Below are 17535 nucleotides of genomic sequence, written 5' to 3' on the forward strand. Positions count from 1 at the left end.
GCCCAGTGCCCGCAGCGCCGTGACGATCGGGTCGGAGGCGGCGGCCGGGAGCACCGAGACGACGTCGCCGCCGGCGGCCGCGACGGCGCGGGCGACGTTGACGCCCTTGCCGCCCGGTTCGGTGGCGTCGCCCCGGCACTCGTCGCCCGTACCTCGAGCGGCGCACTGGCCGGGTCGGTCTTCGACTCGCGCTGGACTACATGTGCGGCGTCGCCCTCGGTGACGCCATCGCGGCGTACCACATCGCCCACTGGGACGAGCTCGGCGTCGAATACATCATCTGGCAGCAGCGGATGCTCTCCTCGCCCGGCGGTGCCTGGAAGATGATGGAGAACCGGGGCAGCCCGACGGCCAACCACATGGACCACGTGCACGTGAACTACCTGGGGTGAGCTCCCCAGCGGCGACGTCCGGGAGGACACCGTGCGGATCCTCGTGACCGGCAGTGCCGGGCACCTGGGCGAGGCGCTCGTCCGGACACTGCGCGGCTCCGGCCACGACGTCGTGGGCCTCGATCTCCTGGATTCGGCGCACACCGACGTCGTCGCGTCGATCACCGACCGCGCCGCGGTCCGGTCGGGAATCGACGGCGCCGAGGCGGTGCTGCACACCGCAACGTTGCACAAGCCGCACGTGGGGTCCCATCCCCGGCAGGCGTTCGTGGACACGAACGTGACCGGCACACTGGTCCTGCTCGAGGAGGCCGTCGCCGCCGGGGTCGGGGCATTCGTCTACACCAGCACGACCAGCGCGTTCGGCAGGTCCCTCACGCCGGCCGCCGGCGATCCCGCGGCCTGGATCACCGAGGAGGTCGTCCCGCGGCCCCGCAACATCTACGGGGCCACCACGGTCGCGGCAGAGGACCTCTGCGAGCTCGTCGCCGGTGACCACGGCCTCCCGTGTCTGGTCCTGCGCACCTCCCGGTTCTTCCCGGAGCAGGACGACAGCGAGCAGGTGCGGGGTGGTCACGCCGACGCCAATGTGAAGCTCAACGAGCTGCTGTACCGGCGCATCGATCTGGCGGACGTCGTGGGGGCGCACGTCGCGGCCGTGGAGCGGGCGCCGCGGCTCGGCTTCGGGCGGTACGTCGTGAGTGCGACCACGCCGTTCGGACCCGGTGATCTCGCCGAGCTGCGCCGGAACGCCCCGGCGGTGGTCGAGCGGCTGTTCCCCGACCAACCGGAGCTCTACGAGCGCCTGGGCTGGCGGATGTTCTCCGGCATCGACCGCGTCTACGTCAATGCCCGGGCGCGCGCCGACCTCGGCTGGGAACCCCGCTATGACTTCCGCCACGCGCTCGACCTGCTCGGGGCCGGAGCGGAACCCCGGAGTGCGCTCGCGACCAGCATCGGAGCCAAGGGCTACCACCCGGAGACGACCGGGCCGTACACCACGCGCTGACCGAGCGGAGCCGCCGGACGACGGCCGGTGCCTATTGTGGTGGGGATGGCTACGACGGATCCCGGAGCGGCACCTCCTCCCTTGCGAGCGGTGCTGTTCGACATGGACGGCACGCTCGTGGAGACCGAACAGCTCTGGGGCGACGCGATGTTCGAGCTCGCCGCCCGGCTCGGCGGCCGGATGTCCGACGAGGCCCGGGCGGCCACGGTCGGCACGAGCATGCGGACAGCGATGGGGATCCTGCACGCCGATCTCGGTGTCGTCCGCAGCGAGGCCGAGCTGCAGGCCGACGCCGCGTGGGTGGAGAGCCGCACGGCGGAGCTGATGGCCGATGGGGTGGCCTGGCGTCCGGGGGCCCCCGAGCTGCTCCGCAGCGTGCGCTCGGCGGGTCTGGCGACGGCACTGGTGACGACGACGCCGCGCAGGCTGGCCGAGATCGTGCTCCGGTCGATCCGCGACGGGCTGGGCGAGGACCCCTTCGACATCACCGTGTGCGGGGACGAGGTGCCGGCGCGCAAGCCGGACCCCGCTCCGTACCTGCAGGCGATGGACGCGCTGGGCGTCGAGCCCGGGGAGTGCGTCGTCATCGAGGACTCGCAGGCCGGCATCACCGCCGGACTGGCAGCCGGCGCGGCCGTCCTCGGTGTGCCGGCTGTGCAGGCCGTGGCGGCGGAGCCGGGCCTCACCCTGCGCGACGGCCTGGTGGGCGTCGGACCCGCCGAGCTGACGTCCGTGCTGGCTGACCGCGCGCTGGCCGACGCGCCCGCCTGAGCCGGACGGGACGGATCCTTTCCGGCGCCAGCCTGCCGCGGTACCCGAGCTCCACGACACGCCTCAGCCGGCGCCTACCTCCGACGAGCTGAGCTCCACGACCGGCAGCTGGGTCTGCCAGCCGGCGGCAGCGACCGCCTCGACAGGGAACGGCGGGGGAGTGCCGCCCCAGGCCGGGCAGACTGCCTGGTGGTCGCACCAGTCGCACAGCCGGGTCTTGTTCGGCCGGAAGTCGCCCGTGGTCACCGCGCGCTCGATGGCGGCCCAGATGGCGACGAGCGTGCGCTCGAACCGGATCAGCTCCTCCTCATCGGGGGCGTAGGTGAGCGCGTCGCCGTCCTTGAGGTAGAGCAGTTTCAGCTGCGCGGCGACGACGCCGCGGGTGCGCCACAGGACCAGCGCGTAGAACTTCATCTGGAACAGCGCCTTGCCCTCGAACGCCTCGCGCGGCACCGCGCCGGTCTTGTAGTCCACGACCCGCAGGGCGCCGTTCGGCGCGACGTCGAGGCGGTCGACGAAGCCGCGCAGCAGCAGCCCGTCGGGCAATGTGACCTCGACCAGTTCCTCGCGGCCGTGCGGCTCGATGCGGGTCGGGTCCTCGAGCGTGAAGTACTTCTCGACCAGCTTGCCGGCCGACAGCAGCCACGACTCGACGGACTCCGGCGCCGAGGGTGTGGTCTCCGCGCCGTCCTCCTGGGCCGCCGCGAACAGCTCGGCCACCCCGGGCTCCTCCCGCAGCTCGGCCCAGGCCGGCTCCAGCAGCTCCTGGGCGGCCTCCACCGTCCGGCCGGCGGCCGGGAGGTCGTAGAGCCGCTCGAGCACCGAGTGGACGAGGGTGCCGCGGACCGCGGCAAGGCTCTTGCGCTCGGGCAGCCGGTCGATGGTGCGGAAGCGGTACAGCAGCGGACAGGTCTTGAAGTCGGCCGCGCGGCTGGGGGAGAGGGAGGGACGACGCGGCGCCGTGACGTCCAGAGGCGTGGCGTCGGACTGAGCAGCGTCGAGCGCGTGCCCGGCCGGAGCCGCGGGGACCGGGTCCGTCTGCACCGTCAGCGTCATGTCCCCGAGGCTAGGTGTCCCCACCGACAGTTCCCATCCACCGCGCCCAGGAGTGGACAGCCGTCACACGCGCACCGTGCGGGCGGGTGCAGGGGACACCGGTCACATCGGCGGCCTCCGTACGCTGGCCGCCCGTGGACATGCAGCAGGAGCGTTCCGAGGTCGATCTTCCCGACGTCCCGAGCCGGCCCGACGTGGCACCTCCCGCCCCCCGGGACCCCGTTCCGGGGGCCTTCGTCGTCGGCGACCGGGTGCAGCTGACCGATCCGAAGGGCCGGCTGCACACCGTCGTCCTCGAGCCCGGCAAGCAATTCCACACCCACCGCGGCGCCATCGAGCACGACGCCCTGATCGGCGCCCCCGAGGGGTCCGTCGTCATGTCGACGGCGAACACCGGCTACCTGGCGTTCCGGCCGCTGCTGCAGGACTTCGTGCTGTCCATGCCGCGCGGGGCGCAGGTGATCTACCCGAAGGACGCCGCCCAGATCGTCGGGTTCGGCGACATCGGCCCCGGGATGCGGGTGCTGGAGGCCGGCGCCGGGTCCGGCGCGCTCACCTGCTCGCTGCTGCGGGCGGTCGGCAGCGGGGGAGCGGTCACCAGCTACGAGCGCCGCGAGGACTTCGCCGACGTGGCGCGCGGCAACGTCGGGGCGTTCTTCGGGGAGGACCCGGGCAACTGGTTGCTGCGGCTGGGGGACCTGGCCGAGCATCCCGCCGACGAGGTGGTCGACCGCGCCGTCCTGGACATGCTGGAGCCCTGGGCGGTCCTGCCCACCGTTGCCGCCGCGCTGCGGCCCGGGGGCGTCCTGATCGGCTACGTGGCGACGGTGACCCAGCTGTCCACCTACGTCGAGGCGCTCCGCGCCCAGGGGGTCTGGACCGAGCCGCACGCCTGGGAGTCGCTGTTGCGGCCGTGGCACGCCGTCGGACTGGCCGTGCGCCCGGAGCACCGGATGGTCGCCCACACCGCGTTCCTCGTGACGTCCCGCCGGCTCGCCGAGGGGACGGTGGCCCCGATCCGGCAGCGGCGGGCTCACAAGGGCTGAGGATCCCTGCGGACCCCTGAGCACTCCTGCGGCACCTGTGACTGGGCGGTCCATCACACCCGCGAGCCCACGGCGAACTGTCGCAGCGCGTGTATAGATTTGCGTCTTGGCTCCCCCGATGTGTGTGGAGGTGCGCGATGGGCCCCGGTTCAGTCGACGGTCCCGACGAGGTGCGAGCGCGGCGCGAGCGCGACGTCTCGGCCCTGCTCAGCCAGATCTCCTACCTCGAGGAGGAGATCGGTCTCCTCCGCCGCAAGGTGGCCGACAGCCCGCGGCAGGTGCGTGCCCTCGAGGAGCGCATCGCCGAGGCCGAGGGGCGTGCGGCGTTCCTGTCCGAGCGCAACGACAAGCTCGCCGGCACCCTGCGTGACGCCCGCGAGCAGCTCGTCTCGCTCAAAGAGGAGGTCGACCGCCTCGGCCAGCCGCCGTCGGGATACGGCATCTTCCTGACCGGCTACGACGACGGCACGGTCGACATCTTCACCAGCGGCCGCAAGCTACGGGTGTCGGTCTCCCCGAACGTCGAGGTCGAGGGGCTGCGGATCGGCCAGGAGGTCATGCTCAACGAGGCGATGAACGTCGTCGAGGCGCGTGGCTTCGAGCGCTCCGGCGACATCGTCATGCTGAAGGAGCTGCTCGAGCCGATCGACGGCGTCACCCCGCGGGCCCTGGTCATCGGGCACACCGACGAGGAGCGAGTGGTCTTCCTCGCCGACTCCCTGACCGGTCAGCCGCTGCGCGTCGGCGACTCGCTGCTGCTGGAGACCCGGTCGGGCTACGCCTACGAGCGGATCCCGAAGAGCGAGGTCGAGGAGCTCGTCCTCGAAGAGGTCCCCGACATCGACTACAGCGACATCGGTGGCCTGTCGCGGCAGATCGAGCAGATCCGGGATGCCGTCGAGCTGCCGTTCCTGCACGCCGATCTGTTCCGCGAGTACGAGCTGCGGCCGCCGAAGGGCATCCTGCTCTACGGCCCGCCCGGGTGCGGAAAGACGCTGATCGCCAAGGCGGTGGCCAACTCGCTGGCCAAGAAGGTGGCAGCGCTCAACGGCGACGACGACAAGAGCCAGGGGAAGTCGTTCTTCCTCAACATCAAGGGCCCCGAGCTGCTCAACAAGTACGTCGGTGAGACCGAGCGGCACATCCGGCTGGTGTTCCAGCGGGCCCGCGAGAAGGCGAGCGAGGGCACGCCGGTCATCGTCTTCTTCGACGAGATGGACTCGATCTTCCGCACCCGTGGGTCGGGGGTCTCCTCCGACGTCGAGTCGACGATCGTGCCGCAGCTGCTCAGTGAGATCGACGGCGTGGAGGGGCTGGAGAACGTCATCGTCATCGGCGCCTCCAACCGCGAGGACATGATCGACCCGGCGATCCTGCGGCCGGGCCGGCTCGACGTGAAGATCAAGATCGAGCGTCCGGACGCCGAGGCCGCGCGCGACATCTTCACGAAGTATCTGACGACGTCGCTGCCGATCAACCCCGACGACCTGGCCGAGCACGGCGGCAGCCGCGAGGCCACGATCGCCGGGATGATCCAGCGCACCGTCGAGCGCATGTACACCGAGAGCGAGGAGAACCGCTTCCTCGAGGTCACCTACGCCAACGGTGACAAGGAGGTCCTGTACTTCAAGGACTTCAACTCCGGCGCGATGCTGCAGAACATCGTCGACCGCGCGAAGAAGATGGCCATCAAGGAGCAGCTCGAGACCGGTGCCGGGGGCCTGCGGGTCAGCCACCTGATGGCGGCGTGCCTCGACGAATTCAAGGAGAACGAGGACCTGCCCAACACGACCAACCCCGACGACTGGGCGCGGATCTCGGGCAAGAAGGGCGAGCGGATCGTCTACATCCGCACGCTCATCAGCGGCAAGGGCAACGAGTCCGGGCGGGCCATCGACACGGCCACGAACACCGGTCAGTACCTGTAGAAGAAGGACCTCGTCCTCCCCACCCTTCGGACGCTCACGGCGGGCACCTGGACGAGGCCGACGGCGGCCCGGCTCCCTTCGGGGGCCGGGCCGCTGTCGTTCGTGGCCGCTCCGGGGCGCTGACCGACCGTGACCGGGGTGCGGCCTAGGGTTGGTGCATGAGCGTGCGGCGGGTCATGGGCACCGAGATCGAGTACGGCATCTCGGTGCCCGGGATGCCGACGGCGAACCCGACGACCCTGTCCAGTCAGGTCGTCAACGCGTGGGCGGTGGCCGAGGCACCGACGCCGCGCCGTCCGCGCTGGGACTTCGAGGAGGAGTCGCCGCTGCGCGACGCGCGGGGCTTCGACCTGTCGCCGGCGCAGGCGCTGGACCACAACGACCTCGACGAGGACACCGGGATGGCCAACGTCATCCTGACCAACGGCGCGCGGCTCTACGTCGACCACGCGCACCCCGAGTACTCGACGCCGGAGGTCACCAACCCTCGCGACATCGTGTTGTGGGACAAGGCGGGGGAGCTCGTGATGGCCGAGGCGGCCCGCCGGGCGGCGCGCGTGCCGGGCACCCAGCCCATCCAACTGTACAAGAACAACACCGACGGCAAGGGCGCCTCGTACGGGGCGCACGAGAACTACCTGATGGACCGGAAGACGCCGTTCATCGACATCATCCGCGGCCTGATCCCGTTCTTCGTGACACGGCAGGTCTTCGCCGGCGCCGGCCGGGTCGGTATCGGCACCGAGGGGCGCACGCAGGGGTTCCAGCTCTCCTCGCGCGCGGACTTCTTCGAGGTCGAGGTCGGCCTGGAGACGACGCTCAAGCGCCCGATCATCAACACCCGCGACGAGCCGCACGCCGACGCGGACAAGTACCGCCGGCTGCACGTGATCATCGGCGACGCGAACCTCGCCGAGCTCTCGACCTACCTGAAGGTGGGGACGACGTCGCTCGTGCTGGCGATGATCGAGGCGCGTGCCCTGCCCCGCGAACTCACCCTCGAGGAGCCGGTGGAGGCCCTGCAGGCCATCAGCCACGACCCGTCGCTCACGCACAAGGTGCGTCTGCGGGACGGACGGCAGCTCACCGCGCTGGAGGTCCAGCAGGTCTACCTGGAGCAGGCGGAAAAGTTCGTCGCGGCGCGAGGGGAGGCCGACGAGCAGACCGACGACGTGCTGCGCCGCTGGGCCGAGGTGCTCGACGACCTGGCAATCGACCCGATGCGTCTGGCCGACCAGCTGGACTGGCCGGCCAAGCTGCGGCTGCTGGAGGGCTACCGGTCGCGGGACGGCCTCGGCTGGGGCGATTCACGGCTGCACCTGGTGGACCTGCAGTACTCCGACGTCCGGCCCGACAAGGGGCTCTACAACCGGCTGGTGGCCCGCGGCTCGATGCAGCGACTGCTCACCGACGACGAGGTGACCCGTGCGATCGGGACGCCGCCGTCGGACACCCGCGCGTTCTTCCGCGGCGAGTGCCTGCGGCGCTACCCCGCCCAGGTGGCCGCGGCGTCCTGGGACTCGGTCGTGTTCGACCTCGGCCGGGAGAACCTGGTGCGCATCCCCACGATGGAGCCGCTGCGGGGCACCCGCGAGCACGTGGGGGCGCTGTTCGAGGCCTCGGCGACGGCGCAGGAACTCGTCGACACGATCACCGGCGGCTGATCCACAGACACCTCTGGGTGACCCGGGATGTCACATCCTGCGGGTAGCTTTCTGCCAAGCACCAGCTACGAGCAGCACCGGAGGGCACACATGGCCACCAGGGACACCGGCGGGCAGCAGAAGGCGACGCGCACGCGCGAGGAGACCGACGAGGTCGAGGCGTCGGTCGACACCGAGGTCGCCGAACGCCACAAGGAAATGACCGAGGACGTCGATTCCATTCTCGATGAGATCGACGAGGTGCTCGAGGAGAATTCCGAAGAGTTCGTTCGCCAATACGTGCAAAAAGGGGGTGAGTGAATAACTTCGGACAAAATGATTCGTGAACACCAAATACTGCAGAGACTGTGGCGATTATCGTCCGGTTTCCGAGTTCTCGAAAAATGCTCGGTGTCGAGACGGGCTTGCGTTCTATTGCCGCGAGCACCTTGCTGAACGCTCCTTGCGCAGTCGGGAAGCACGACGTACGAAGCCTCGGGTCAAGCGGCTGCCACCCCCGGCCCTAGTGATCCCCGATGGGCACAAGTGGTGCGGTGATTGTGGAACAGTCAAGTCGATGGACGAGTTCGTCCGAACGCGAGCCAGTCGGAGCGGGTATGGGAGTTATTGCCTGCCCTGTCATGCGGTGCGCTGCCGCGCGAATGCGGACAAGCGCGGCGGATACCGCACTTACCACCTATCGCGTCGATACGGAATCACCGCCGAAGAGGCCAATTTCCTCTTGGAGCGCCAAGGTGGGCTGTGCGCCATCTGCAAGTCCGCCCCCGCAGCGCATGTGGATCACGACCACGCCACGGGTGCGGTGCGGGCGCTGCTCTGCTTCAACTGCAACGGGGGCCTCGGCCAGTTCAAGGACAACCCTGAGGCTCTCCACGCGGCCGCGTACTACGTCGCCTTCCACACGGCGCGGCAGGAGATCGCGGCCGAGCTCGCCGCGGCTGCCCACCCACCGGAGGGGGCCAGCCGCCCGGGGGGGCCGCCGGTAGGGTCGCAACGACGTCCAGGAGCGCGCGCCACCGGCACGCGGAACACCGGACGGAGCAGCGGTACACGCCGGCGCACGCAGGCGGGAGAGGCGGATCCTTGAACGAGTCGTCGGCTGGCCGGAGCGGGTTCACGCCCGCGTATCTGGACAGGGTGGGCTCCTCGTTCACCGACTTCCTCGGCGTCACCGCGCCCGACCTGCTGCCGGGTCGTCGCCCGATCCCGCAGCTGCCGATGGGCGACATCCCGCACGGCACCACGATCGTCTCCGTCACCTACGACGGCGGCGTCCTCATGGGTGGCGACCGCCGCGCCACCATGGGCAACCTGATCTCCTCCCGCGACATCGAGAAGGTCTATCCGGCCGACTCCTACAGCGTCATCGGCATCGCCGGCGCCGCAGGCATCGCGATCGAGATGGTGCGCCTCTACCAGGTGGAGCTCGAGCACTACGAGAAGATCGAGGGCCTCACGCTCTCCCTCGACGGCAAGGCCAACCGGCTGGCCGCGATGATCCGCGGCAACCTCGGCGCCGCGATGCAGGGCCTCGCGGTCGTTCCGCTGTTCGCCGGATTCGACCTCGACGCCGCCCCCGGCACGAGCCCGGGCCGCATCTTCAGCTACGACATCACCGGCGGGAACTACGAGGAGCGCGGGTACGCCGCGGTGGGCTCCGGCTCCCTGTTCGCGAAGAACTCGCTGAAGAAGACCTGGCGCAACGGACTGCCCGCCGATGCCGCCGTCCGCACCGTCGTCGAGTCGCTCTACGACGCCGCCGACGACGACTCCGCGACCGGCGGTCCCGACCCCGTCCGGCGGCTCTACCCGATCGTCTACCGCGTCGACGGCGAGGGTGCCGTCCGGCTGACCGACGCCGAGGTGGCCGCCGTCGCCGACGGCATCGTCACCGACCGCGCCCAGGCCGACCGCGAGAACATGAACCGGGAGGCCTGAGCCATGACCATGCCGTACTACGCCTCCGCCGAGCAGGTCATGCGCGACCGCTCGGAGTACGCCCGCAAGGGCATCTCCCGCGGCCGCAGCGTCGCCGTCGTCACCTACGCCGACGGCGTCCTGTTCATCGCCGAGAACCCCAGCTCCACCCTGCACAAGGTGAGCGAGCTCTACGACCGCATCGGGTTCGCCGCCGTCGGCCGGTACTCGGAGTTCGAGAGCCTGCGCGTCGCCGGCATCCGCCTGGCCGACGTCCGTGGCTACTCCTACAACCGCCGTGACGTCACCGGCCGCGTCATCGCCAACGCCTATGCCCAGACCCTCGCCGCGGTCTTCAGCGAGCAGATGAAGCCCTACGAGGTGGAGCTCTGCGTCGCCGAGGTGGGGGACGACGCCGAGAACGACCAGCTGTACCGGCTGACCTTCGACGGCTCGATCGTCGACGAGCCGGACTTCGTCGTCATGGGCGGGCAGGCCGAGGCCGTCAGCGGCCACCTGCGCGAGCACTTCTCCACCGGCATGGGCCTCTCCGACGCCCTGCAGGTCGGCGTCCGCGCGCTGTCCGCGGTCAGCCCGGTCACCGCCGGGTCCGGCAACGGCAGCGCGGCGCAGCTCACGGCCGCCCAGCTGGAGGTCGCCGTTCTCGACCGCCGCCGTCCCAAGCGGGCCTTCCGGCGGATCACCGGCTCTGCCCTGCGCACGCTGCTCGGCGACGAGGCCACCCCCGACGTCACCGCAGACGCGCCGGCCACCGCCGCCCACCACCCGCCGAGCGTGCCCGAGCCGGGTACCCCGCCCGGCCTGGGCGACCCGGCCAACCCCGACACGGCGGGCGGTCCAGACGCCAACGGCACCGAGGATGCGCCCGAGAACTGACGGGAGGTCGACCAGAAGCGCGATGCTTGAGACCGTTGCCTGACGTGCTGGTGACCCGCCCGACGCGCCGGGACACCGCCTCCGTCACATCCGGCGCCTAGGCTCGGATCGTGGACCGACGGATCTTCGGCATTGAGACCGAGTACGGCGTCACGTGCACCTTCAAGGGCCAGCGCCGGCTCTCCCCGGATGAGGTTGCCCGCTACCTGTTCCGGCGGGTGGTCTCGTGGGGTCGCAGCTCCAACGTGTTCCTGCGCAACGGCTCCCGGCTGTACCTCGACGTGGGCAGCCACCCCGAGTACGCCACCGCCGAGTGCGACGACCTCACCGAGCTCGTCGTCCACGACAAGGCGGGGGAGCGGATCCTCGAAGGCCTGCTGGTCGACGCCGAGCAGCGCCTCGCCGAGGAGGGCGTCACCGGCGACATCTACCTGTTCAAGAACAACACCGACTCCGCGGGCAACAGCTACGGCTGCCACGAGAACTACCTGGTCGGCCGGCACGGGGAGTTCAGCCGGCTCGCCGACGTCCTGATCCCGTTCCTGGTCAGCCGGCAGATCGTCGTCGGCGCCGGCAAGGTGCTGCAGACCCCGCGCGGGGCGATCTACTGCGTCAGCCAGCGCGCGGAGCACATCTGGGAGGGCGTCTCCAGCGCCACCACGCGCTCACGCCCGATCATCAACACCCGCGACGAGCCGCACGCCGACGCCGAGCGCTACCGCCGGCTGCACGTCATCGTCGGCGACTCGAACATGAACGAGACGACGACGCTGCTCAAGGTCACCATGACCGACCTCGTCCTCCGCATGATCGAGGCCGGCGTGCCGATCAAGGACATGACGCTGGAGAACCCGATCCGGGCCATCCGCGAGATCAGCCACGACATGTCCGGACGGCGCAAGGTCCGCCTCGCCAACGGCCGGGAGATGTCGGCGCTGGAGATCCAGTCGGAGTACCACAGCCGGGCCACCGAGTTCGTGGACCGCGAGGGCGCGGACCCCGAGCACCGGTCGATGCTCGAACTGTGGGGCCGGGTGCTCAAGGCCGTCGACACCGAGGACCTCAGCCTCATCGACCGCGAGATCGACTGGGCCACCAAGTTCTCGCTCATCGAGCGCTACCGCGCCAAGCGGGACCTGCCGCTGAGCCACCCGCGGATCGCCCAGATGGACCTCGCGTATCACGACATCAGCCGTCGCCGGGGCCTGTACTACCTGCTCGAGCGGGCCGGACAGGTCGACCGCGTCGCGCACGAGCCGCGCGTCTTCGAGGCCAAGAACGTGCCACCGCAGACCACCCGGGCCCGGCTGCGCGGGGAGTTCATCCGCAAGGCGCAGGAGAAGCGCCGCGACTTCACCGTCGACTGGGTGCACCTCAAGCTCAACGATCAGGCGCAGCGCACCGTGCTGTGCAAGGACCCCTTCAAGTCCGTCGACGACCGCGTCGACAAGCTCATCGCGTCCATGTGATCTGCGGTCCTCCGGACCGCACCACGTGATCTGCGATCCTCCGGACCACACCGCGGCCAGATGCCGTCCCACCGCCGCGGAGCCCCCACCGTCGTCCCTGCGCGGACCCCTCCGGGCCCATTCGGGACGACCTTCAGGGGCTTTCGACCGCGGCGACCCGGTACCTCCGCACCTCCGCGGACAGCACGTCGGGAAGATCCGGCTCCGGCGCACCGGGGTCGCCCGACGTCCGGAACCGCTCGAGGGCCGCGTCGGACTCCCAGCGCTCGAAGATGTTGATGCGCTCGGGATCGATCGGATCGGCGGCCTGCACGAAGTCCAGGCACCCGTCCGCCTCGCGCGCCTGCCGGGCCACGTCGGCGACAGCGGCGAGGTAGCGGTCGCGGTCGGCAGGTTCGAGGCGCAACGAGCCCGCGACGATGATCATCGGACTGGGTCTCAGGCCCCGGCGGTGGCGTCGGGCTGCGCCGCAGCGTCCGCCGCCACATCGGCGTCGGGCACCGGCACGCGCAGGGCCGCATACCGGCCGGCGGCAGCCGCGGAGAGGAAGTAGGCGCGCTCCTCCGGATATCCCCGGCCCATCGTCCGCAGCGGGACGGGGGAGAGCACCAGCGCGTCGTCGAGTCCGTCGGTGTCGACCCAGACCACCGGATTGCGGTCGGGCTGACCGGCGAGGTCCTCGTCCACCTGGCCGCCGAGCTCCGACGACAGCCCGCGCGGCGCGACCAGCGTGACCCCGCCCAGCGCCACCCGGCCGAACGCCGTCAGCGTGTGGTGGGACACCCCGCGGTGGCGCGGGCGCGGGTCGGCATCGGAGATCCGCAGCGCGCCGATCGCCTCACCACCGAGCACGGTGACCGCGTTGCACGCCTCACCGGCCGCGACCCCCGAGAAGCCCCACGGCGTCCCGGTGCCCAGGTTGCCCGGACCCTGGGTGACGATCGCCAGGTCCGCCCGCAGCACGTGCCGCGCCGCCAGCAGCCCGGTGTGCACGGTCACCGCCTCCAGGTCGCCCCCGAAGGCCTGCCCGACCGTCACCACCCCGGCCAGCGAGGCCGCCAGCGTGTCCAGCGTCCGCGAGAACGCCGCGGGCAGCGCCCCGCCGTCCTGCATCACGTACGCGACCCGCAGGTCCGGGTCGGTGGCCAGCATCCCGATGAGCACCGCCGGCAGCGCCGAGTGCAGATCGGCGACGACGACCGGCATCCCACCGAGATCGTCGGCCTCGGCCATCAGCGCGTGGTGCTCGGTCTCCTGCTCGTCCACGCCGGTGACCGTCACCTGCAGCGGGGTGTACCGCGCCTTGACCAGGTGCCCGGGGCCGGTGGGGTCCGGGGGCAGCCGATCGGGGGCGGCGACCACGAGGGCCACCCCGCCGGTGCCGAGCCCCTGCGCGAGGGCGGTGGTGTTCAGCAGGACGTCGTCCCCGACCTCGGGGATCCCGACCAGCGACGGGTAGGCCAGCGCCCGCACCTGCCCGTCGTCCGGCACCTCGACCGTCAGCTCCAGGCTGTCCCGGCCCCTGCGGCCGGTGGCCGTCACCCGCCCGCGCCGCCAGCGGATGCGCGAGGGCGGAGGGGGAGAGGCGGAGTAGGGCATGGCCCTGAGGCTAGCCAGCCCCACCGACGTCGGCTGACCGGCGCAGGCGGGCGGCCCCCGGCTGACTAGCCTGAGCGGCATGGCGGCGAAGCGGGCTGAACGACTGGTGAACCTGGTCATCGCGCTGCTGAGCACCCGCCAGTACGTGACGGCTGCCCGGATCCGCTCCACCGTGCCCGGTTACGAGGCCGACGACGGTTCGGAACGGGCCGACGAAGCCTTCAAGCGCATGTTCGAGCGGGATAAGGCCGAGCTCCGTGAGATGGGCGTCCCGCTGGAGACCGGCCGCACCAGCGCGTTCGACACCGAGGACGGCTACCGGATCGCCCGCGCCGACTACGAGCTGCCCGAGATCCGGCTGACCGGAGAGGAGGCCGCGGCCGTCGGCCTGGCGCTGCGGCTGTGGGAGTCCGCGCAGCTGGCCGGCGCCGCACACAGCGCGCTGGTCAAGCTCAAGGCGGCCGGTGTCGAGGTCGACTCCTCCCGCTCCATCCCGCTGCAGCCGCGCCTGGACGCCGGTGAACCCGCCTTCGAGCCCTGCTACGCCGCCGCCCGCGACCGGCGCGCGCTCGAGTTCGACTACCAGCGCCCCGACGAGGACGTGCCCGCCCGCCGGCACGTCCAGCCGTGGGGCGTCGTGGCCTGGCACGGCCGCTGGTACCTCGTCGGCCTGGACCTCGACCGCGGCGCGGAACGGGTCTTCCGGCTCTCCCGCGTCGTCGGCAGCCCGAAGGCGAGCGGTCCGTCCGGCGCCTTCGAGCCGCCGTCGGACGTCGACCTCGCCGACGTCGTCGCCGGACAGGTCGGGGGAGAGGAGCACCTGGTCGTCATCCGCGCGCGCCCCGGCACCGCCGTGGGCCTGCGCCGCTTCGCCACCCCGCTGGGCGGCACCGACGACGGCGAGGACCGCCTGGAGCTCCGCACGACCGAGCCCTGGCGGCTGGCCGACCAGATCGCCGCCTACGGCGCGGACGTCGTCGTCGAGGCCCCGGCCGCCGTCCGGGACGCCGTGATCGCCCGCCTCACCCGGCTGGCCGCGATGGGGGAGACCGCATGACGCCCACCAGCACCCCGGACCGGGTGACCCGCCTCCTGGCGCTCGTCCCGTACCTGACCGCGCGCCCCGAGGGTGTCCGCGTCACGGAGGCGGCCCGCGACTTCGGGGTCAACGAGCGGCAGCTGCGCAGCGACCTCGAGCTGCTCTGGATGTGCGGCCTGCCCGGCTACGGCCCCGGCGACCTGATCGACCTCGCCTTCGAGGGCGACCGGGTCCGGGTCACCTTCACGGCGGGCATGGGCCGCCCCCTGCGGCTGACCACCGACGAGGCGGTCGCCCTGGTCGTGGCGCTGCGCACCCTGCTGGAGCTGCCCGGGCTCGCCGAGCGGGAGGCGGTCAGCCGCGCCCTGGCCAAGGTCTCCGCGGCCGCCGGCCACGCCGCCGACCGGGTCACGCCCGTCGCGGTGAGCGTCGACGCCCGCGAGGAGGCCCTCGCCGTCGTCAAGGAGGGGCTGGAGCGCAAGCGGGCCCTGCACCTGCACTACTACGTCCCGACCCGCGACGAGCGCACCGAGCGCACGGTCGACCCGATGCGGCTGCTGCTGGTCGACGGCAAGTGGTACCTGGAGGCGTGGTGCCGGCGTGCCGAGGGGGTGCGGCTGTTCCGTCTCGACCGGGTCGACGACGTCGTCGTCCTCGACGAGCCGGCAGCGCCGCCGCCACAGGCCCACGAGCGCGACGTCGACAACGGCGTCTACCAGCCCGAACCCGACGCCCCGGCGGTGCGGCTGCGGCTGTCCCGGAGCGCCCGCTGGGTCGCCGACTACTACCCGGTCGACTCGGTGACCCCGCTCGACGACGGCGGACTCGGCGTCACGGTGCGCACCGCGGACCTGGCCTGGGCCCGGCGGCTGGTCGCCTCCCTCGGTGGCGAGGCCACGGTCGAGGAGCCGGCCGGCCTGGCCGCGGAGATCGCCGCGGACGCCCGGGCGGCGCTCAGCCGGTACGGAGCCGGTCCACAGCAGGTGTCCAGCTCCGCCGGATAGGGTCGCTGCGTGGTGTTGCTGATCGTGTGGATCGTCGTCGGGGTCCTCGCCCTCGTCGTTCTCGGGGCGATCGGGTTCGGCGTGCTCGGCGCCGCCGGGCGGCTGCGCCGGGAGCTGGAGGCCGCCGAGCGGGACGTTCGCCCGCTCCTGGAGCAGGCTCAGGCGACCGCTGCCCGAGCGGCCACGAAGGACTGACCGACCCGCGGGATCCGCGCACAGCCCCGGATCCGAACACCCTCCGGCGTAGCATCGCCGGTGCCACTCACCTCTGGAGGACCCGTCATGGGCTCACTCGGCCCGCTGGAGATCGGCCTGATCATCCTGGCGATCCTGTTGCTGTTCGGCTACAAGAAGCTGCCGGACGCCTCCCGCTCGCTCGGTCGCTCGCTGCGCATCTTCAAGGGCGAGATGAAGGGCATGAAGGACGACGACGCCCGTGAAGGCGTCCGCACGAAGGACGTCGCACACACCACCGCGCCCGTCCGCGGCGAGATCGTCACCCCCACCACGACGGCCACCGGTGACCTGACCGCGCAGCTGCACGAGGAGGCCCGGATCGCCGACGCGCGCGCCGCCGAGCTCCGTGCCCGCGCCGAGCAGACCCGCACGGCCGACGGCACCCGCTGACCCACCCGGTCCAGGCAGCACGACGGTGAGCGAGGCGCCGCGGGGACGACGACGGCGACCGCCGCGCGATGCGCAGGCGACGATGTCGCTGATCGCGCATCTCACCGAGCTCCGCAACCGCGTCGCCCTGTCCCTGCTGGCGCTGCTGGTCGCCACCGCCGTCTCGTTCTGGTGGTACGACCAGGGCCTCGGTGACTTCATCCGCGCCCCCTACTGCGACCTGCCCGAGGACCTCCGCTACGGCGGCGACGACTCCGGCGGCTGCGGGCTGCTCATCACCGACGTCTTCGGGGGCGTCTTCATCCGGCTCAAGGTCAGCTTCCTGGCCGGCGCGGTGCTCTCCGCGCCGTTCTGGCTCTACCAGGTGTGGGCGTTCATCACCCCGGGCCTGAAGAAGAACGAGAGGCGTTACGGCATCGGCTTCGTCGCCGTCTCCTCCCTGCTGTTCGCCCTCGGCGCGGTGCTGGCCTACATCTCCCTGTCGGCCGGGCTGCGGCTGCTGCTGGGGCTCGCCGGCGACGGCGTGGTCATCGCCCTGACCGCGCAGGACTACATCGGCTTCGTGCTCTCGCTGCTGGTCGCCTTCGGCGTCAGCTTCGAGGTCCCGCTGATCGCGATCGCCCTCAACCTCGTCGGCGTGCTCAGCTACGAGGTGCTGCGGAAGAGCCGGCGCTGGATCTTCTTCCTCACGATCGTCTTCGCCGCGTTCGTGACGCCCACGCAGGACCCGTTCACGATGCTGCTCATGGCCGGCCCGATGATCGTGCTGTTCGAACTCGCCATCCAGATCGCCCGGCTCGTGGACAAGCGACGGGCCCGGCGGGCCGCCGTCGAGGGCTTCCACGACCTGGGGGACGACGAGGCCTCGCCGCTCGACGCCCGCCCGTCCACGCTCGACGACGCGCTGGACCCCACGAGCACGCCTACCCGCACGTGACGGACGTCGCCGTCCTCGTCAGCCCCACCGCCGGCCGCGGGCGGGCCGGCGTCCTCACCGAGGACGTCCTGGCCGCCTTCCGCGCGGCCGGGCTGTCCCCACGCCTGTTGCCCGCCACCACCGGCGCCGAGGCCGAGCGGCAGGCCGCCGAGGCCGTCGCCGCGGGGGCCGGAGATCGGA

At 71.6% G+C, this 17535-nt stretch carries 19 protein-coding genes and 1 pseudogene; 17 read left to right on the forward strand and 3 right to left on the reverse strand.

Translation table 11 applies throughout. The annotated features are described in order from the left end of the window. The first annotated feature begins 200 nt into the window (after window positions 1-200). The 3 genes from E4P38_RS22100 to E4P38_RS22110 all read left to right on the forward strand — a co-directional run bounded on the left by E4P38_RS22100 (window position 201) and on the right by E4P38_RS22110 (window position 2172). Window positions 201-392: a hypothetical protein gene (locus E4P38_RS22100; RefSeq protein ID WP_209309249.1), complete on the forward strand. Its 192-nt coding sequence runs from the start codon at window positions 201-203 to the stop codon at window positions 390-392. Between the two features lie 31 nt (window positions 393-423). Then, a complete protein-coding gene (locus E4P38_RS22105; RefSeq protein ID WP_135134151.1) occupies window positions 424-1401 on the forward strand; it encodes an NAD(P)-dependent oxidoreductase in 978 nt (325 codons plus the stop codon). A 90-nt stretch (window positions 1402-1491) separates the two neighbouring features. Further along, window positions 1492-2172, forward strand: coding sequence for an HAD family phosphatase (locus tag E4P38_RS22110; RefSeq protein WP_245161224.1), 681 nt, complete (start codon window positions 1492-1494; stop codon window positions 2170-2172). Between the two features lie 63 nt (window positions 2173-2235). On the opposite strand, the gene E4P38_RS22115 is transcribed toward E4P38_RS22110, so the two are convergent. Further along, entirely contained in the window at window positions 2236-3228 is a 993-nt protein-coding gene (locus E4P38_RS22115; RefSeq protein ID WP_135134153.1) for a PD-(D/E)XK nuclease family protein, read from the reverse strand. Window positions 3229-3368: 140 nt separating this feature from the next. Here E4P38_RS22115 and E4P38_RS22120 point away from each other — a divergent pair, with 140 nt between their 5' ends. The 8 genes from E4P38_RS22120 to pafA all read left to right on the forward strand — a co-directional run bounded on the left by E4P38_RS22120 (window position 3369) and on the right by pafA (window position 12149). Next, window positions 3369-4274, forward strand: a complete 906-nt coding sequence (locus tag E4P38_RS22120; protein WP_245161228.1) for a tRNA (adenine-N1)-methyltransferase — start codon at window positions 3369-3371, stop codon at window positions 4272-4274. Window positions 4275-4411: 137 nt separating this feature from the next. Beyond that, window positions 4412-6202, forward strand: coding sequence for a proteasome ATPase (arc, locus tag E4P38_RS22125; RefSeq protein ID WP_135134154.1), 1791 nt, complete (start codon window positions 4412-4414; stop codon window positions 6200-6202). Between the two features lie 158 nt (window positions 6203-6360). Continuing rightward, on the forward strand, window positions 6361-7866 hold the full coding sequence (dop, locus tag E4P38_RS22130) for a depupylase/deamidase Dop (protein ID WP_135134155.1): 1506 nt from the start codon (window positions 6361-6363) through the stop codon (window positions 7864-7866). 90 nt (window positions 7867-7956) lie between these two features. Continuing rightward, complete coding sequence (locus E4P38_RS22135) at window positions 7957-8166, forward strand: ubiquitin-like protein Pup (protein ID WP_135134156.1); 210 nt, start codon at window positions 7957-7959, stop codon at window positions 8164-8166. Window positions 8167-8422: 256 nt separating this feature from the next. After that, window positions 8423-8953, forward strand: a complete 531-nt coding sequence (locus E4P38_RS22140; RefSeq protein WP_245161225.1) for an endonuclease VII domain-containing protein — start codon at window positions 8423-8425, stop codon at window positions 8951-8953. A gap of 50 nt (window positions 8954-9003) precedes the next feature. Then, window positions 9004-9804, forward strand: coding sequence for a proteasome subunit beta (prcB, locus tag E4P38_RS22145; protein ID WP_245161226.1), 801 nt, complete (start codon window positions 9004-9006; stop codon window positions 9802-9804). 3 nt (window positions 9805-9807) lie between these two features. Then, window positions 9808-10680: a proteasome subunit alpha gene (gene prcA, locus E4P38_RS22150; protein ID WP_135134158.1), complete on the forward strand. Its 873-nt coding sequence runs from the start codon at window positions 9808-9810 to the stop codon at window positions 10678-10680. Window positions 10681-10790: 110 nt separating this feature from the next. Then, entirely contained in the window at window positions 10791-12149 is a 1359-nt protein-coding gene (gene pafA / locus E4P38_RS22155) for a Pup--protein ligase (RefSeq protein WP_135134159.1), read from the forward strand. A 133-nt stretch (window positions 12150-12282) separates the two neighbouring features. Here pafA and E4P38_RS22160 read toward each other — a convergent pair whose 3' ends face one another. Beyond that, the gene (locus tag E4P38_RS22160; protein WP_135134160.1) at window positions 12283-12576 is read right to left on the reverse strand and encodes an antibiotic biosynthesis monooxygenase family protein; all 294 of its coding nucleotides are present in this window, start codon (window positions 12574-12576) and stop codon (window positions 12283-12285) included. 11 nt (window positions 12577-12587) lie between these two features. Then, entirely contained in the window at window positions 12588-13748 is a 1161-nt protein-coding gene (locus E4P38_RS22165) for a DUF3866 family protein (RefSeq protein WP_135134161.1), read from the reverse strand. A 79-nt stretch (window positions 13749-13827) separates the two neighbouring features. Between E4P38_RS22165 and E4P38_RS22170 the strand changes: the two genes are divergently transcribed. The 6 genes and pseudogenes from E4P38_RS22170 to E4P38_RS22195 form a co-directional block, all read left to right on the forward strand. After that, window positions 13828-14805, forward strand: coding sequence for a WYL domain-containing protein (locus E4P38_RS22170; protein WP_135134162.1), 978 nt, complete (start codon window positions 13828-13830; stop codon window positions 14803-14805). Beyond that, window positions 14802-15791, forward strand: coding sequence for a WYL domain-containing protein (locus tag E4P38_RS22175; protein ID WP_135134163.1), 990 nt, complete (start codon window positions 14802-14804; stop codon window positions 15789-15791). The genes E4P38_RS22170 and E4P38_RS22175 overlap by 4 nt, the downstream gene beginning before the upstream one ends. Window positions 15792-15800: 9 nt before the next feature. Continuing rightward, window positions 15801-15986: a hypothetical protein gene (locus tag E4P38_RS22180; protein WP_135134164.1), complete on the forward strand. Its 186-nt coding sequence runs from the start codon at window positions 15801-15803 to the stop codon at window positions 15984-15986. Window positions 15987-16073: 87 nt separating this feature from the next. Continuing rightward, window positions 16074-16418: a Sec-independent protein translocase subunit TatA gene (tatA, locus tag E4P38_RS22185; protein ID WP_135134165.1), complete on the forward strand. Its 345-nt coding sequence runs from the start codon at window positions 16074-16076 to the stop codon at window positions 16416-16418. 25 nt (window positions 16419-16443) lie between these two features. Next, window positions 16444-17355 carry a twin-arginine translocase subunit TatC gene (tatC, locus tag E4P38_RS22190; RefSeq protein ID WP_245161227.1) on the forward strand — a complete coding sequence of 304 codons (912 nt, stop codon included), beginning with the start codon at window positions 16444-16446 and terminating at the stop codon, window positions 17353-17355. Further along, window positions 17352-17535 (forward strand): annotated as a pseudogene (locus E4P38_RS22195) (sphingosine kinase); the annotation flags it as partial. The gene tatC and the pseudogene E4P38_RS22195, both read left to right, overlap by 4 nt.

The organism is Blastococcus sp. CT_GayMR16 (assembly GCF_004570875.1).
Lineage (GTDB): Bacteria > Actinomycetota > Actinomycetes > Mycobacteriales > Geodermatophilaceae > Blastococcus_B.

Coding starts and splice junctions, on each gene's coding strand:
- E4P38_RS22100 (WP_209309249.1), top strand. CDS start 201: ATGTGCGGCGTCGCCCTCGGTGACGCCATCGCGGCGTACCACATCGCC.
- E4P38_RS22115 (WP_135134153.1), bottom strand. CDS start 3,228: ATGACGCTGACGGTGCAGACGGACCCGGTCCCCGCGGCTCCGGCCGGG.
- E4P38_RS22120 (WP_245161228.1), top strand. CDS start 3,369: ATGCAGCAGGAGCGTTCCGAGGTCGATCTTCCCGACGTCCCGAGCCGG.
- arc (WP_135134154.1), top strand. CDS start 4,412: ATGGGCCCCGGTTCAGTCGACGGTCCCGACGAGGTGCGAGCGCGGCGC.
- dop (WP_135134155.1), top strand. CDS start 6,361: ATGAGCGTGCGGCGGGTCATGGGCACCGAGATCGAGTACGGCATCTCG.
- E4P38_RS22135 (WP_135134156.1), top strand. CDS start 7,957: ATGGCCACCAGGGACACCGGCGGGCAGCAGAAGGCGACGCGCACGCGC.
- E4P38_RS22140 (WP_245161225.1), top strand. CDS start 8,423: ATGGACGAGTTCGTCCGAACGCGAGCCAGTCGGAGCGGGTATGGGAGT.
- prcA (WP_135134158.1), top strand. CDS start 9,808: ATGACCATGCCGTACTACGCCTCCGCCGAGCAGGTCATGCGCGACCGC.
- E4P38_RS22160 (WP_135134160.1), bottom strand. CDS start 12,576: ATGATCATCGTCGCGGGCTCGTTGCGCCTCGAACCTGCCGACCGCGAC.
- E4P38_RS22165 (WP_135134161.1), bottom strand. CDS start 13,748: ATGCCCTACTCCGCCTCTCCCCCTCCGCCCTCGCGCATCCGCTGGCGG.
- E4P38_RS22170 (WP_135134162.1), top strand. CDS start 13,828: ATGGCGGCGAAGCGGGCTGAACGACTGGTGAACCTGGTCATCGCGCTG.
- E4P38_RS22175 (WP_135134163.1), top strand. CDS start 14,802: ATGACGCCCACCAGCACCCCGGACCGGGTGACCCGCCTCCTGGCGCTC.
- tatA (WP_135134165.1), top strand. CDS start 16,074: ATGGGCTCACTCGGCCCGCTGGAGATCGGCCTGATCATCCTGGCGATC.